Source organism: Streptomyces sp. NPDC056347 (assembly GCF_042262625.1).
GTDB lineage: Bacteria > Actinomycetota > Actinomycetes > Streptomycetales > Streptomycetaceae > Streptomyces.
Window position 1 is genome coordinate 15575 of record NZ_JBHJQP010000016.1, and the last position, 15416, is coordinate 30990.

At 74.2% G+C, this 15416-nt stretch carries 11 protein-coding genes; 9 read left to right on the forward strand and 2 right to left on the reverse strand.

Annotated elements, in window-relative coordinates; translation table 11 throughout:
* Nucleotides 1-73 precede the first annotated feature (73 nt).
* Complete coding sequence (locus tag ACFCV8_RS06385; RefSeq protein ID WP_376684108.1) at nt 74-2932, forward strand: FAD-binding and (Fe-S)-binding domain-containing protein; 2859 nt, start codon at nt 74-76, stop codon at nt 2930-2932.
* A gap of 30 nt (nt 2933-2962) precedes the next feature.
* Here ACFCV8_RS06385 and ACFCV8_RS06390 read toward each other — a convergent pair whose 3' ends face one another.
* Nucleotides 2963-3862 (reverse strand): LysR family transcriptional regulator, encoded by a 900-nt coding sequence (locus ACFCV8_RS06390; protein WP_376684109.1) that lies wholly within the window; start codon nt 3860-3862, stop codon nt 2963-2965.
* 172 nt (nt 3863-4034) lie between these two features.
* Here ACFCV8_RS06390 and ACFCV8_RS06395 point away from each other — a divergent pair, with 172 nt between their 5' ends.
* From ACFCV8_RS06395 to ACFCV8_RS06430, 8 genes are all read left to right on the forward strand, one after another.
* The gene (locus tag ACFCV8_RS06395; protein WP_376684110.1) at nt 4035-4985 is read left to right on the forward strand and encodes a DMT family transporter; all 951 of its coding nucleotides are present in this window, start codon (nt 4035-4037) and stop codon (nt 4983-4985) included.
* Nucleotides 4986-5081: 96 nt separating this feature from the next.
* Nucleotides 5082-5513 carry a DUF3592 domain-containing protein gene (locus ACFCV8_RS06400; protein WP_376684111.1) on the forward strand — a complete coding sequence of 144 codons (432 nt, stop codon included), beginning with the start codon at nt 5082-5084 and terminating at the stop codon, nt 5511-5513.
* Nucleotides 5514-5641: 128 nt separating this feature from the next.
* Nucleotides 5642-6466: a TIGR03084 family metal-binding protein gene (locus ACFCV8_RS06405; protein ID WP_376684112.1), complete on the forward strand. Its 825-nt coding sequence runs from the start codon at nt 5642-5644 to the stop codon at nt 6464-6466.
* Complete coding sequence (locus tag ACFCV8_RS06410) at nt 6463-8223, forward strand: acyclic terpene utilization AtuA family protein (protein ID WP_376684113.1); 1761 nt, start codon at nt 6463-6465, stop codon at nt 8221-8223. The genes ACFCV8_RS06405 and ACFCV8_RS06410 overlap by 4 nt, the downstream gene beginning before the upstream one ends.
* The gene (locus tag ACFCV8_RS06415; RefSeq protein WP_376684114.1) at nt 8220-9818 is read left to right on the forward strand and encodes an acyl-CoA carboxylase subunit beta; all 1599 of its coding nucleotides are present in this window, start codon (nt 8220-8222) and stop codon (nt 9816-9818) included. Before ACFCV8_RS06410 ends, ACFCV8_RS06415 begins: the two co-directional genes overlap by 4 nt.
* A 7-nt stretch (nt 9819-9825) precedes the next feature.
* Complete coding sequence (locus ACFCV8_RS06420; RefSeq protein WP_376684115.1) at nt 9826-11811, forward strand: biotin carboxylase N-terminal domain-containing protein; 1986 nt, start codon at nt 9826-9828, stop codon at nt 11809-11811.
* Nucleotides 11808-13016 (forward strand): acyl-CoA dehydrogenase family protein, encoded by a 1209-nt coding sequence (locus ACFCV8_RS06425; protein WP_376684116.1) that lies wholly within the window; start codon nt 11808-11810, stop codon nt 13014-13016. The genes ACFCV8_RS06420 and ACFCV8_RS06425 overlap by 4 nt, the downstream gene beginning before the upstream one ends.
* A 49-nt stretch (nt 13017-13065) precedes the next feature.
* On the forward strand, nt 13066-14640 hold the full coding sequence (locus tag ACFCV8_RS06430; RefSeq protein ID WP_376684117.1) for a 4-coumarate--CoA ligase family protein: 1575 nt from the start codon (nt 13066-13068) through the stop codon (nt 14638-14640).
* Between the two features lie 93 nt (nt 14641-14733).
* Here ACFCV8_RS06430 and ACFCV8_RS06435 read toward each other — a convergent pair whose 3' ends face one another.
* Complete coding sequence (locus ACFCV8_RS06435) at nt 14734-15393, reverse strand: class I SAM-dependent methyltransferase (RefSeq protein WP_376684118.1); 660 nt, start codon at nt 15391-15393, stop codon at nt 14734-14736.
* Between the last annotated feature and the right edge of the window lie 23 nt (nt 15394-15416).

Genomic DNA, 15416 nt, shown 5'->3' on the forward strand with positions numbered 1-15416 from the left:
CGTACTGACGTATTCGGGGAAAACGAGCGGCGCCGGAGCGGCAAGTGACCCGATCAACGGCATCCTGGTCCCCATGGCAGCGGCACAGAACCCGACGGGACCCGCCGAACTCGCGCAGGCGCTGCGCGCCGCCCTCCGTGGCGAGGTCGAATTCGACTCCACCGCACGGGCGTTGACGACCATGGACGCATCCAACCACCGCCGGGTGCCGCTCGGCGTCGTCCGTCCGCGTGACGCCGACGACGTCGCCGCCGCCCTCGCCGTCTGCCGCGCGCACGGTGTGCCGGTGGTGCCGCGCGGCGGCGGCACCTCCATCGCGGGCCAGGCCACCGGGTTCGGCGTGGTGTTCGATCTCACCCGCCACCTGGACCGGCTGGTCGACCTCGACCCCGCCACCCGCACCGCCGTCGTCCAGCCCGGTCTGGTCCTCGACGCGCTGCGCTCCGCCGCCGCCCCGCACGGCCTCACCTTCGGCCCCGACCCGTCGACCCACAGCCGCTGCACGCTGGGCGGCATGATCGGCAACAACTCCTGCGGCGCCCACTCGGTCGCCTGGGGCACCACCGCCGACCAGGTGCGCGAGCTGACGGTGGCCCGCTACGGCGGCGACACCCTGCGCGTGGGCCGCGGCACGGTCCCCGCCCCCCTCGACGGCCCGGGCGGCCGGGGCGGTCTCTCCGCTCTCGTCCGCGAGAACCTCGCCCTGCTGCGCACCGGCTACCCGGAACTCCCGCGCCGCATCTCCGGGTATGCCCTCGACGCCCTGCTGCCCGAGCGCGGCACCGATCTCGCCCGCGCGTTCTGCGGCAGCGAGGGCACCCTCGGCGTGGTGACGGAGGCGACCGTACGGCTGGTCGAGGCCCCGGCCGCCCGCGCGCTGGCCGTGCTCGGCTACCCGGACGAGTCCGCCGCCGCCGAGGCCGCCCCCGGCCTGCTGCCGCACCACCCGCTCACCGTCGAGGGCATGGCCGCCGACCTCGTACGCGAACCGGCCGGGCTGCCGCGCGGTGCGGCCTGGCTCTTCGTCGAGACCGGCGGCGCCACCCCCGCCGAGGCGCGGGCCCACGCCGAACGCGTCCTGCGAGCCGCCGACGCCCTGGACGCCGCCGTCGTCACCGACCCCGCCGCCCAGCGGGCCCTGTGGCGCATCCGCGAGCGCGCGGCGGGCACCGCGACCCGGATGCCCGACGGCACCGAGGCCTGGCCCGGCTGGGAGGACTGCGCCGTACCCCCCGCGCGCCTCGGCCCCTACCTCCGCGACTTCCGGGCCCTGCTCACCGACCACGGCCTGCGCGGCACCCCGTACGGGCACTTCGGCGAGGGCTGCGTCCACGTACGGATCGACTTCGACCTGCTGGACCCCGAGGGCGTCGCCCGCTACCGCCGTTTCTCCGAGGAGGCGGCGGATCTGGTCGTCGCGCACGGCGGATCGCTCAGCGGCGAACACGGCGACGGCCTGGCCCGCGCCGAACTGCTGCCCCGCATGTACGGGGACGAGCTGGTCGCCCTCTTCACCCGCTTCAAGGACATCTGGGATCCGGACGGCGGCCTGAACCCCGGCGTCCTCGCCCGCCCCGCCCGCCTCGACGAACACCTCCGCTTCGACGTGCTGCCCAGGCGCCCGGTGGACGTCGCCTTCGGCTATCCGCACGACGGCGGCGACTTCTCCGCCGCCGTACGCCGCTGCGTGGGCGTCGCCGCCTGCCGTACGCCGGTGCGGGCACCGGGCCCGGGCGTGATGTGCCCGTCGTTCCGCGCAACCGGCGAGGAGGCCCACTCCACCCGGGGCCGGGCCCGGCTGCTCCACGAAATGCTCGCCGGAGAAGTGATCACCGACGGCTGGCGGTCCACGGAGGTGCGCGACGCGCTCGATCTCTGCCTCTCCTGCAAGGGCTGCCGCTCGGACTGCCCGGTCGGCGTCGACATGGCCACGTACAAGGCGGAGTTCCTCCACCACCACTACCGGGGACGGCTCCGCCCCGCCGCCCACTACGCGATGGGCGGGCTCCCCCGGTGGCTGCGCCCGGCCGTCCCCCTCGCCCCGGTCCTCAACACCCTGGCCCGCCTCCGCCCCCTCGCCGCCCTGGCCAAACGGCTGGCCGGGATCGCCCCCGAGCGCACCGTCCCCGTCCTCCCGCACCGCACCTTCACCCACTGGCTCGCACGGCGCCGGGGCAGGGAACCGGAGATCCTCTCCAACGACCAGGTGGTCACCCTCTGGCCCGACACCTTCACCGACCACCTCTCGCCCGAGGTCGGCCGGGCCGCGGTCCGGGTCCTGGAGGCGGCGGGCCGCACCGTGCTGCTCCCCGGCGGCCGGGGACTGTGCTGCGGCCTCACCTACGTCTCCACGGGGCGGCTCGACCGGGCCCGCGCGGTCATGCGCCGCACCCTGGACCGGATGGGCGCCACCCCGGGCGACCCGCTCGTCGTCCTCGAACCGAGCTGCGCCGCCACCCTCCGCACCGACCTGCCCGAACTCCTCCCCGATGACCCCCGCGCGGCCGAACTCGCCGCCTCGGTAAGGACCCTGGCCCAGTACCTGGAGGAGTACGCCCCCGACTGGCAGCCACCCCGCCTGGACCGCCCGGTCGCCGGACAGACCCACTGCCACCAGCACGCCGTCCTGGGCGATGCCGCCGAACGCCGCCTGCGCGAACGGGCGGGCCTGACCGGCGAGCTGAGCGGCGGCTGCTGCGGCCTGGCCGGGAACTTCGGCTTCGAACGCGGCCACTGGGACGTGTCGGTGGCCTGTGCGGAGGAGACCCTGCTCCCCTCGGTACGAGCGGCGAAGCCGGGCACCGCCCTCCTCGCGGACGGCTTCTCCTGTCGCACCCAGCTCGCCCAGCTCGGCCACGTACGCGCCCGCCACCTGGCCGAACTCCTCGCGGAGGCGCTGCCTCCGGAGAGCCCCCGACGCCCCGGGCCTTGAGTCCCGGGGCCCGGGTTCCGGGCCCGCTCCTCAGCCGGCGGCGCCGTGGGCCACGACCTCGTGGGCCAGGGCGAGCAGGGCCGGCAGGGCCGGATGGCCGGGGGCGTCGCGGTGGGCGAGGAGTACGGGGACGGGTGGGGCGTCGACGAGGGGGCGGTAGGTGACGCCCTGGTGCGGATGTATGGACGCGGTGGAGGCGGCGGAGACCCCGACCCCGCGTCCGGCCGCGATGGCGGTGAGCCAGTCGTCGGTGTTGGCGACCGTGAGCGTCGCGGCGGGCCGCCCGCCCGGAGGCCACAGCTCGACGGTGGTGGTGCCGGAGACGGTGTTGAGGACGACGGTCTCGCCCGCCAGGTCGGCGAGCCGGAGCGCGGGGCGCGCGGCGAGCGGGCCGTCCGAGGCGACCGCCGCCACCCGGCTCTCGTCGAACAGCACCTCGGTCACGAGACCGGGCGCCTCGACCGGCCCCCGCAGCAGTGCCGCGTCGACCTCGCCACGGGTGAGCCCGGCGGTGCGGTCGTCGATCCGCAGCAGTTCCAGCGGGGTTCGCGGATACCGCTCCTGCCAGCGGCGCAGCAGCGGTGTGGTGTACGGGCCGAACGCCGACCAGGCGTGACCGAGCCGCAGCGGCCAGCGGCGCAGCCCGTCGGCGTCCAGCGCCTCGTCGAAGGCGGCGACCGCCGCGGCGGCCTTGTCGCGGAAGACGACGCCCTCGGGGGTGAGGGCGAGGTGGTGGGTGGACCGGTCGACGAGCCGGGTGCCGAGGCGGCGCTCCAGGGCGGCGAGGGTCCGCGAGACCGCGGGCTGGGTGAGGCGGAGGCGGGCGGCGGCGCGGGTGACGCTGCCCTCGTCCGCCACCGCGAGGAAGGCGCGCAGATGCCGTACCTCGATGCCGCGGCCGGTGCTCTCCCCGGAACGTCCGATGCTCATGCGCGCGGAGCATAACCGGAAGTCGTCCGACATTTCACTTGGCACGCGGAGGTACCTACCGTAAGAGGACGTACCGAACGAACAGCGGTGCGATTCGGGGTACCGGAAAGTGCAGTACCTTCGATCGGACAGTCCAATGGAATGGACTTCGAATGTGGGAGGGACACCGCAGGTGAACGACCAGCGCAGTGCGGCAGGTGCCATATCCGTCGCCGCACCCGAGGCGGCTGCCGTGCCGGATGGTGCCCCGGGCTCCGGTGGGCGGCGTGCGGCGCTCGGCCCGGTCGCGCTGGTGGTCGCGGGCGGGCTCTCCGTCCAGTTCGGTTCCGCCGTCGCGGTGCTGCTGATGCCGAGGGCCGGCGCACTCGGCGTCGTCACCCTGCGGCTGGCCGTGGCCGCGGTGGTGATGCTGATCGTCTGCCGGCCGAAGGTGCGCGGGTACGCGCGTGCGGACTGGGGCACGGTCCTCGCCTTCGGGCTGGCCATGGGCGGCATGAACACGCTCTTCTACCAGGCCGTCGACCGCATCCCGCTGGGCGCGGCCGTCACCCTGGAGGTGCTGGGGCCGCTCGTCCTCTCGGTGGTGGCCTCGCGCCGTCCGGCCAACGTGGTGTGGGCGGGCCTCGCGCTGGGCGGTGTCGCGCTGCTGAGCGGCGGCGGCCTCGACGGCCTCGACCCGGTCGGCGCCGCCTGCGCGCTCGGTGCGGGAGCCATGTGGGCGACGTACATCGTCTTCAGTGCCCGCACCGGCCGTCGCTTCCCCCAGGCGGACGGGCTGGCCCTGGCCCTGGTTGTCGCCGCGCTCGTCTCGCTGCCCCTGGGCGTCATGGAGGCGGGGTCGAAACTGCTGGTTCCGTCCACGCTGGGGCTGGGCGCGCTGGTGGCGCTGCTGAGTTCGGTGCTTCCGTACACCCTTGAGCTCATGGCACTGCGCCGTCTGCCCGCACCCACCTTCGCGATCCTGATGAGCCTGGAACCGGCGATCGCGGCCACGGCCGGATTCCTCGTCCTCGACCAGGCCCTGTCGGCCACCGACGCGCTGGCCATCGCCCTCGTCATCGGGGCGAGCATGGGCGCGGTGCGCGGCCAGACGCGACGGATGAAAGCCCGCGAGCGCGCCTGACGGCCCCCGGGACGGACTTGCGGCGGGCCCTTGTCGGGCCGGGCCCGCGCACGGGACCATGGCGGCCCATCACGCGTGATCCGGCCGGGGAGTCCCATGATTGTCGTCGCCGCCGTCTATTTCGTTCTCGCCGTCGGCGCGTCCGTGGCGTTCGCGAGGGGCGCCGACCGCAACCTCGACGGGCCCCGGCTCCGGGCGCTCTGGGCCGAGAACCGCACCGCCGAGGCCCGCTGCACCGCCGTGCGCACCGAGGAGGCCCAGGACGCCGAGGGCGGCTTCGTCACGCACCACCACCCCACCCTGGAGTTCCGCACCGACGACGGGCGCACCGTCAGCTTCGAGGAACGGAACGCCCGCGTCTCCCCGGCCGAGGGCGACCGCGTGACCGTCCACTACAGCGCCGCGGACCCGGAAGGCGCGACCACCCGGGCCCCGTCCTTCGCCGTCCGCCACGCCAGGGCCCTGATCGTCGGGACGGGCAGTGCCTTCGCCCTGGTCACGGCGACCGTGCTCGCCCTGGTGTTCTGACGTAGCGCCCCCGGCCGTGCCTGCCCGGCCGGGAATCCGCGGTCATAAATCATGCAAGCGTGCTTGCTTGTTTATTGGTGCGCTGTCATGCTCCTGGGCACACCGCCAGGCCCCGAGGGGAGCGCACCGTGTCCCAAGTCGCAGCCGTGATCGGCGATCTGCGCGACGAGAGCGAGGAACTCGACGAGCTGGTCAGCGGGCTGAGACCCGACCGGTGGTCCGCGCCGACACCCGCCCCCGGCTGGGACATCGCCCGGCAGATCGCCCACCTCACCTGGACCGACGAGGTCGCGCTGCTGGCCGCCACCGATCCGGACGCCTTCGCCGCGGCGGTGGCCGAGGCCGAGCGGGCGCCCGACTCCTTCGTCGACCGGGGCGCCGAGGAGATCGCCGCCGCCCACACCCCGCAGACCCTGCTCGCCCGCTGGCGCGAGGGGCGGAAGCGGCTGGCGGCGGTGTTGCGGGACGCCCCGGCGGGCACCCGCATCCCCTGGTACGGGCCGCCGATGAGCGTCGCGTCCATGGCGACCGCCCGGCTCATGGAGACCTGGGCGCACGGCCAGGACGTCGCCGACGCCCTCGGGGCCGTCCGCGCCCCCACCGTCCGGCTCCGCCACGTCGCCCGGATCGGGGTGCGGGCCCGCGACTACGCCTATCTCGTACGGGGTCTGACAGCGCCCGGCGAGGAGTTCCGGGTCGAGCTGGACGCCCCCGACGGCACCACCGTCGCCTTCGGCCCCGAGGACGCGGCGCAGCGCGTGACCGGGCCGCTGCTCGACTTCTGCCTGCTCGTCACGCAGCGCGCCCACCGCGACGACCTCGCCGTCCGGGCGGTCGGGGCCGACGCCGACCAGTGGCTCGGCATCGCCCAGGCCTTCGCGGGGCCACCCGGGCAGGGCCGGGAACGCCGGGAGCACCAGGAGGGCAGGGCACACCGGGGGGACGGCGCATGACCGGCATACCGCGCACCCCCGGCGTCCTGCGGATCGGCAACGCCTCAGGGTTCTACGGCGACCGCTTCGACGCCCTGCGCGAGATGCTCACCGGCGGCCCGCTCGACGTCCTCACCGGGGACTACCTGGCCGAGCTCACCATGCTCATCCTCGGCCGCAGCAGGCTCAAGAACCCGGACCGGGGCTACGCCACCACCTTCCTGCGCCAGCTGGAGGAGGGGCTCGGGCTCGCCCACGAGCGCGGGGTGAAGATCGTCGCCAACGCGGGCGGGCTCAACCCGGCCGGACTGGCCGACGCGGTGCGGGAGCTCGCGGCGAAGGTCGGCGTCCCGGTGCGCGTCGCCCACGTCGAGGGCGACGGCCTCCCCGTACCGGAGGGCTTCCTCACCGCCAACGCCTACCTCGGCGGCGCCGGGATCGCCGCCTGCCTCGACGCGGGCGCCGACATCGTCGTCACCGGGCGGGTCACCGACGCGGCGCTCGTCACCGGGCCCGCCGCCGCCCGCTTCGGCTGGGGCCCCGACGACCTGGACGCGCTCGCCGGAGCCGTCGTCGCCGGACACGTACTGGAGTGCGGCACCCAGGCCACCGGCGGGAACTACGCCTTCTTCCGGGGCCACGACCTGCGCCGCCCCGGCTTCCCCGTCGCCGAGATCCACGCCGACGGCTCGTCCGTCATCACCAAGCACGACGGCACCGGCGGCGTCGTCGACATCGGCACCGTCACCGCGCAACTGCTGTACGAGACCGGCGGCGCCCGCTACGCCGGTCCGGACGTCACCGCCCGGCTCGACACCGTACGGCTCAGGCAGGAAGGGCCCGACCGGGTCAGGATCTCCGGGGTGCGCGGCGAAGCCCCGCCGCCCACCCTCAAGGTCGGGCTGAACCGGATCGGCGGCTGGCGCAACGAGGTCGTCTTCGTCCTCACCGGCCTCGACATCGAGGACAAGGCACGGCTGGTACGGGAGCAGTTCGCCGACGCCCTCGACCACTCCGGCACCCGGCCCCGGGAAGTGCGCTGGGAGCTGGCCCGCACCGACCGGGCCGACGCCGCCACCGAGGAGACCGCCAGCGCCCTGCTCCGGCTCGTCGTCCGCGACCCCGACCAGGAGACCGTCGGCCGGGTCGTCTCCGGCGCCGCGATCGAGCTGGCCCTCGGCAGCTACCCCGGCTTCCACGTCACCGCCCCGCCCGGGAAGGGCACGCCGTACGGGGTGTTCGAGGCCCGGTACGTACCGGCGGGCGAGGTGACCCACCTGGCCGTCCTGCCCGACGGGCGCCGCACGGCCGTGCCGCCCCCGGCCACCACCCGGCCGCTCCGGGCCGCCGACGAACCCGGGCTGCCCGCCCCCCTCACCGACCCCGGCCCCACCCGCCCCGCCCCGCTCGGCCGGATCGCGGGGGCCCGCAGCGGCGACAAGGGCGGGGACGCCAACGTGGGCGTCTGGGCCGCCGACGAGGACGCCTGGCGGTGGCTGGCCCACGAACTGACCGTCGACCGCTTCCGGGAGCTGCTCCCGGAGACCGCCCCGCTCACCGTCGTACGCCATGTCCTGCCCAACCTCCGCGCGCTGAACTTCACCGTGCACGGGCTGCTCGGCGAGGGCGTCGCCGCCCAGCACCGCTTCGACCCGCAGGCCAAGGCGGTGGGGGAGTGGCTGCGCTCCCGGCACCTGCCCGTCCCCGTGTCGCTGCTGGAGGCCGCGCGGGCGCGGGAAACACACCCGGCCACCCACGTACCGGAGGCGCACGCATGACCGCCCTGCCCACCGCGCTCGACACCACGGGCCCCGAATACGCCGCCAACCGCACGGCGATGCTCGCGAAACTCGACGAACTGGCCGCCGAACACGCCAAGGCGCAGGCGGGCGGCGGCGAGAAGTACGTGGCCCGGCACCGCGCCCGCGGCAAACTCCTGGCCCGCGAACGCATCGAGCTGCTGATCGACGAGGACACCCCGTTCCTCGAACTGTCCCCGCTCGCCGCCTGGGGCAGCGACTACGCGACCGGCGCCTCGCTCGTCACCGGGATCGGGGTGATCGAGGGCGTGGAGTGCCTGATCACCGCCAACGACCCGACCGTACGCGGCGGGGCCTCCAACCCCTGGACCCTGAAGAAGGCCCTGCGCGCCAACGAGATCGCCTTCGCCAACCGGCTGCCCTGCGTCAGCCTCGTCGAGTCCGGCGGCGCCGATCTGCCGTCCCAGAAGGAGATCTTCATCCCCGGCGGGGCCCTCTTCCGCGACCTCACCCGGCTCTCCGCCGCCGGCATCCCCACCGTCGCCGTCGTCTTCGGCAACTCCACCGCGGGCGGCGCGTACGTCCCCGGCATGTCCGACCACACCGTCATGATCAAGGAACGGTCCAAGGTCTTCCTCGGCGGACCGCCCCTGGTCAAGATGGCCACCGGCGAGGAGAGCGACGACGAATCGCTCGGCGGCGCCGAGATGCACGCCCGCACCTCCGGCCTCGCCGACCACTACGCCGTCGACGAGCAGGACGCGCTGCGCCAGGCCCGCCGCATCGTCGCCCGCCTCAACTGGCGCAAGGCCCACCCCGACCCCGGCCCCGCCGCACCCCCGAAACACGACGAGGACGAGCTGATCGGCATCGTCCCCGGCGACCTCAAGGTGCCCTTCGACCCCCGCGAGGTCATCGCCCGCCTCGTCGACGGCTCCGACTTCGACGCGTTCAAACCGCTCTACGGGACCAGCCTGGTCACCGGCTGGGCGAAGCTCCACGGCTACCCGGTCGGCATCCTCGCCAACGCGCAAGGGGTGCTGTTCAGCGAGGAGTCGCAGAAGGCCGCCCAGTTCATCCAGCTCGCCAACCAGCGCGACATCCCGCTCCTCTTCCTCCACAACACCACCGGCTACATGGTCGGCAAGGAGTACGAACAGGGCGGCATCATCAAGCACGGCGCCATGATGATCAACGCGGTGTCCAACTCGAAGGTCCCCCACCTCTCCGTGCTGATGGGCGCCTCGTACGGGGCCGGGCACTACGGCATGTGCGGCCGGGCCTACGACCCGCGCTTCCTCTTCGCCTGGCCCGGCAGCAAGTCCGCCGTCATGGGCCCGCAGCAGCTCGCCGGGGTGCTCTCCATCGTCGCCCGCGCCTCCGCCGCCGCCAAGGGACAGCCCTACGACGACGAGGGCGACGCCGCACTGCGCGCCATGGTCGAGCAGCAGATCGAGTCCGAGTCCCTGCCGATGTTCCTCTCCGGGCGGCTGTACGACGACGGGGTCATCGACCCCCGCGACACCAGGACCGTCCTCGGGATGTGCCTGTCCGCGATCCACACCGCCCCGGTCGAAGGCGCCCGCGGCGGCTTCGGCATCTTCCGGATGTGAGGCCCTGATGATCTCCACGCTGCTCGTCGCCAACCGGGGCGAGATCGCCTGCCGGATCTTCCGGACCTGCCGGGAACTCGGCATCGCCACCGTCGCCGTGTACTCCGACGCGGACGCCGACGCCCTCCACGTACGGGAGGCCGACACCGCCGTACGGCTGCCCGGCGCCGCCCCCGCCGACACCTATCTCCGCGGCGGACTCGTCGTACGCGCCGCGCTCGCCGCCGGGGCCGACGCCGTCCACCCCGGCTACGGCTTCCTCTCCGAGAACGCCTCCTTCGCCCGCGCCGTCCAGGACGCCGGGCTCCTCTGGGTGGGCCCGCCCCCCAAGGCCATCGAACTCATGGCGTCCAAGACCCGCGCCAAGGACCTCATGGCCGCCGCCGGGGTGCCGCTGCTCGCCCCCGTCGAACCCGGCCGGGCCACCGCCGACGACCTGCCGCTGCTCCTCAAGGCGGCGGCGGGCGGCGGCGGCCGGGGCATGCGCATCGTCCGCGAACTCGCGTGCCTGGACGGTGAATTGACGGCGGCACGGGCCGAGGCCACCGCCGCGTTCGGCGACGGCGAGGTCTTCGCCGAGCCGTACGTGGAACGCGGCCGGCACGTCGAGGTCCAGATCATGGCCGACGCGCACGGCGGGGTCTGGGCGCTCGGCACCCGCGACTGCTCCCTCCAGCGCCGCCACCAGAAGGTCGTCGAGGAAGCCCCCGCCCCCGGACTCGACGACGCCCTGCGCACCCGGCTGCACGACGCCGCCACCGCCGCCGCCCACGCGGTCGGCTACCGGGGCGCGGGCACCGTCGAATTCCTCCTCGCCGCCGACGGACGCCCGTACTTCCTGGAGATGAACACCCGCCTCCAGGTCGAACACCCCGTCACCGAAGCCGTCTTCGGGATCGACCTCGTCGCCCTGCAACTCCGCGTCGCCGAGGGCGAACCCCTTCCGGCCGCCACACCCCCGGCGCCGCACGGCCACGCCGTGGAGGCCCGCCTCTACGCCGAGGACCCCGCCCGCGACTGGCAGCCCCAGACCGGCACCCTGCACACCCTGGACGTACCCGGCGGCCCCGGCGTCCGGCTCGACACCGGGTACGCGGACGGCGACACCATCGGCGTGCACTACGACCCGATGATCGCCAAGGTCGTCGCCCACGCCGCCACCCGCGCCGAAGCCGTACGTCTGCTCGCCCGCACCCTGGAACGCGCCCGCGTCCACGGCCCCGTCACCAACCGCGACCTGCTCGTACGGTCCCTGCGCCACCCCGACTTCCGCGCCGCCCGCCTCGACACCGGCTTCTACGACCGCCACCTCACCGCCCTCACCGCCAAGGCACCGGAGGACGGGCCCCGCCGCGCCGCCCTGGCCGCCGCCCTCGCCGACGCCGCCGCCCGGCGGCAGGGGTCCGGGCCCGGCCCCGTACGCCTCGGCGCCTGGCGCAACCTCCCCGCGCCGCCCCGCACCAAGCGCTACCGCTCCGAGCCCGACGGCACCGAGTACGAGGCCGCCTACCGCACCACCCGCACCGGCCCCGTCCCCGACACCGGCGAACGCGTCATCGCCGCCACCCCCCACCACGTCACCCTCGAAACCGGCGACGGCCTCACCCACCACCACGCCATCGCCGTCCACCGGGGCACCGCGTACGTGGACACCGCCACCGGCTCGTACACCCTCACCCCCCTGCCCCGCTTCACCGACCCCACCGACCGCACCGAACCCGGCTCCCTGCTCGCCCCCATGCCCGGCACCGTCGTCCGCCTCGCCGACGGCCTCGCCCCCGGCGCCCGGGTCGAGGCCGGGCAACCACTCATATGGCTGGAGGCGATGAAGATGGAACACCGCGTCCTCGCCCCCGCCTCCGGCACCCTCACCGCACTCCACGCCACCCCCGGCCACCAGGTCGAGGTGGGCACCCTGCTCGCCGTCGTCACCGAACCCTCGGACACCGAATCCGCGGCCCCCGCGCCCGCACAGACTGAGGAGAACGCATGAGCACCGCCAGCAGCACGAGCACTCCCAGCACGTCGAGCACCGTCCTCGAAACCGAGGAGCAGCAGGCCCTGCGCGCCGCCGTCGCCGCCCTCGGCAAGCGCTACGGACGCGACTACATGACCTCCGTCGTCCGCGACGGCGCCCACCCCCGCGAACTCTGGGCCGAGGCCGCCAAGCTCGGCTACCTCGGGGTGAACCTGCCCGAGGAGTACGGCGGCGGAGGCGGCGGAATGGCCGAACTCTCCATCGTCCTGGAAGAGCTGGGGGCCGCGGGCAGCCCGCTGCTGATGATGGTGGTCTCCCCGGCGATCTGCGGCACCGTCATCGCCCGCTTCGGCACCGGGGCCCAGAAGCGGCAGTGGCTCCCCGGCCTCGCCGACGGCAGCCTCACCATGGCCTTCGGCATCACCGAACCCGACGCCGGATCCAACTCCCACCGCATCACCACCACCGCCCGCAGGGACGGCTCCGGCCCGGACGCCGACTGGCTGCTCACCGGCCGCAAGGTCTTCGTCTCCGGCGTGGACATCGCCGACGCCACCCTCGTCGTCGGCCGCACCGAGGACGCCCGCACCGGCCGGCTCAAGCCCTGCCTCTTCATCGTCCCGCGCGAGGCCCCCGGCTTCGGCCGCTCGCAGATCGACATGGAACTCCAGGCCCCGGAGAAGCAGTTCGAGCTGGTCCTGGACGACGTACGCCTGCCCGCCGACGCGCTGGTCGGCGAGGAGGACGCCGGACTCCTCCAACTCTTCGCCGGACTCAACCCCGAACGCATCATGACCGCCGCCTTCGGCATCGGCATGGGCCGCTACGCCCTGGACCGGGCCGTCGACTACGCGAAGACCCGCCAGGTCTGGAAGGAGCCCATCGGCTCCCACCAGGCCATCGCCCACCCCCTCGCCCAGGCCCACATCGAGCTGGAACTGGCCCGGCTGATGATGCAGAAGGCCGCCCGGCTCTACGACGACGGCGACGACATCGGCGCGGGCGAGGCCGCGAACATGGCGAAGTACGCGGCCGGCGAGGCCTGCGTCAGGGCCGTCGACCAGGCCGTCCACACCCTCGGCGGCAACGGCCTCACCCGCGAGTACGGCCTCGCCTCGCTGATCACCGCGGCCCGCGTCGCCCGCATAGCCCCGGTCAGCCGGGAAATGATCCTGAACTACGTCTCCCACCAGTCCCTGGGCCTCCCCAAGTCGTACTGAGACCCCCGCCACGAATCCCCCGCCACTTCCCGGAAGGGCCCGGACCGCCATGGCGCACGTGTTCCGCAGCGACCACCCCGACGTACCGCCGCTCGACCAGCCCCTGCACGACGCGGTCCTGGGCCGGGCCACCACCGACTTCGGCGACACCGTGGCCCTGATCGACGGAACGGACGACACCTCCGCCCTCACCTACCGGCAACTCGACACCTTCCACCGCCGCATCGCCGCCGGGCTGGCCGAGGCCGGGCTCCGCAAGGGCGACGTACTCGCCCTGCACAGCCCCAACACCATCGCCTACCCGGCGGTCTTCCTCGGCGCGACCCGGGCCGGCGCCACCGTCACCACCGTCCACCCGCTCGCCACGGCGGCGGAGTTCGCCAAGCAGCTCCGCGACTCCGCCGCCCGCTGGATCGTCACCGTCTCCCCGCTCCTGCCCACCGCACTGGAGGCAGCCGCCCGCGCCGGGGGCATCGAGCGGATCCACGTCTGCGACCGGGCCGAGGGCCACCCCTCCGTACTCGACCTGCTCGCCACCACCGCCCCCGAACCCGACCTCGCCCTCGACCCCGCCGAGGACGTCGCCGCCCTCCCGTACTCCTCCGGCACCACCGGCGCCCCCAAGGGCGTCATGCTCACCCACCGCTCCATCGCCACCAACCTGGAACAGCTGCGCCCCTCCATCCCCATGGGTCCCGGCGCCCGCATCCTCGCGGTACTCCCGTTCTTCCACATCTACGGGCTCACCGCCCTGATGAACGCCCCCCTGCGGATGGGCGCCACCGTCGTCGTCCTGCCCCGCTTCGACCTCGACCAGTTCCTCGCCGCCATCGAGAAGCACCGGATCACCGGCCTGTACGTGGCCCCGCCGATCGTCCTCGCCCTCGCCAAGCACCCCGCGGTCGACCGCTACGACCTCTCCTCGCTGGAGTACGTCGTCAGCGCCGCCGCCCCGCTGGACGCCGCGCTCGCCGCCGCCTGCGCCGAGCGCCTCGGCCTGCCGCCGGTCCGCCAGGCGTACGGGATGACGGAACTCTCGCCCGCCACCCACGTCGTCCCGCTCTCCGCCGAGAACCCGCCACCCGGCACGGTCGGCAAGCTGCTGCCCAGCACCGAGATGCGCATCGTCCCCCTGTCCGACGCCCCCTCCGCGGAAGGGGAGATCCTCATCCGGGGCCCCCAGGTGATGAAGGGCTACCTGGGCCGCCCCGAGGCCACCGACGCCATGATCGACACCGACGGCTGGCTGCACACCGGGGACGTCGGGTACGTGGACGAGGGCGGCTGGCTCTTCGTCGTCGACCGGGTGAAGGAGCTGATCAAGTACAAGGGCTACCAGGTCGCCCCCGCCGAACTCGAAGCCGTGCTGCTGACCCACCCGTCCATCGCCGACGCCGCCGTCATCGGCGTGTCCGACGACGAGGGCAACGAGATCCCCAAGGCGTACGTGGTCCGCCGGCCCGCCGCCCCCGGCCTCACCGCCGACGAGGTCATGGCGTACGTCGCCGAACGCGTCGCCCCGTACAAGAAGATCCGCCGCACCGAGTTCATCGACGCCGTTCCCCGTGCCGCCTCCGGCAAGATCCTCCGCCGCGAACTCCGTACCCGGGAGCGGCGCCCTTGACCGCTCCCCCCACGGCACCGCCGCGAAACCGGCCGGGCTCCGGAGCGGCCGCCCGGACGAGGTCCTGGCCGTCCAGCACCCGGGCGCCTGGCCTCAGGGACGTTCCGGCCTGCGGGCGAGGAAGGTGGCGTAGGTCCGCTCGGCCCCTTCGCGGGGCTCCTCCACCAGGCGCGCGGTGAGGACGAACCCGGCCCGCTTCAGGAGTTCGGCGAGCCGGTCGGGCGGCAGCAGGTAGGACTCGTAGGACACCGGATGACCGCCGTACGCCTCCGTGGGACGCAGACGCTGGCCGACCCCCACGTGCCCGGCCAGCATCAGACACCCTCCGGGCGCGAGCGCCCGGAGGAACTCGCCGAACACCACGGGCAGCAGCTCCGGTGGTGTGTGGTGGGTGGAGTAGTACGCGAGGACGCCCCCGAGTACGCCGTCACCGATCGGGAGCGACGTCATCGAACCGACGCCGAAGCCCAGCCCGGGGTGGACGTCGCGGGCCAGCCCGATCATGGCGGGCGACAGATCGATGCCGAACGCGGACACCTGCCGCGCGGCGAGGTACGCCGTGACCTTGCCGGGCCCGCACCCCAGGTCGGCCACCGGCCCGATCCCGTCCGTCCGCACCGTCTCCGCGAAGACGTCCAGCATCCCCCGCGACAACGGATCCAACTCCGCCGGAGGCTTGACACGTTCGAAGTAGGCGGAGGCGACGGTGTCGTACGACTCCCGGACGGCGGCGAGGTAGGAGAGCTCGGGCATGCGGGCGACCCTATCGCTCCGGC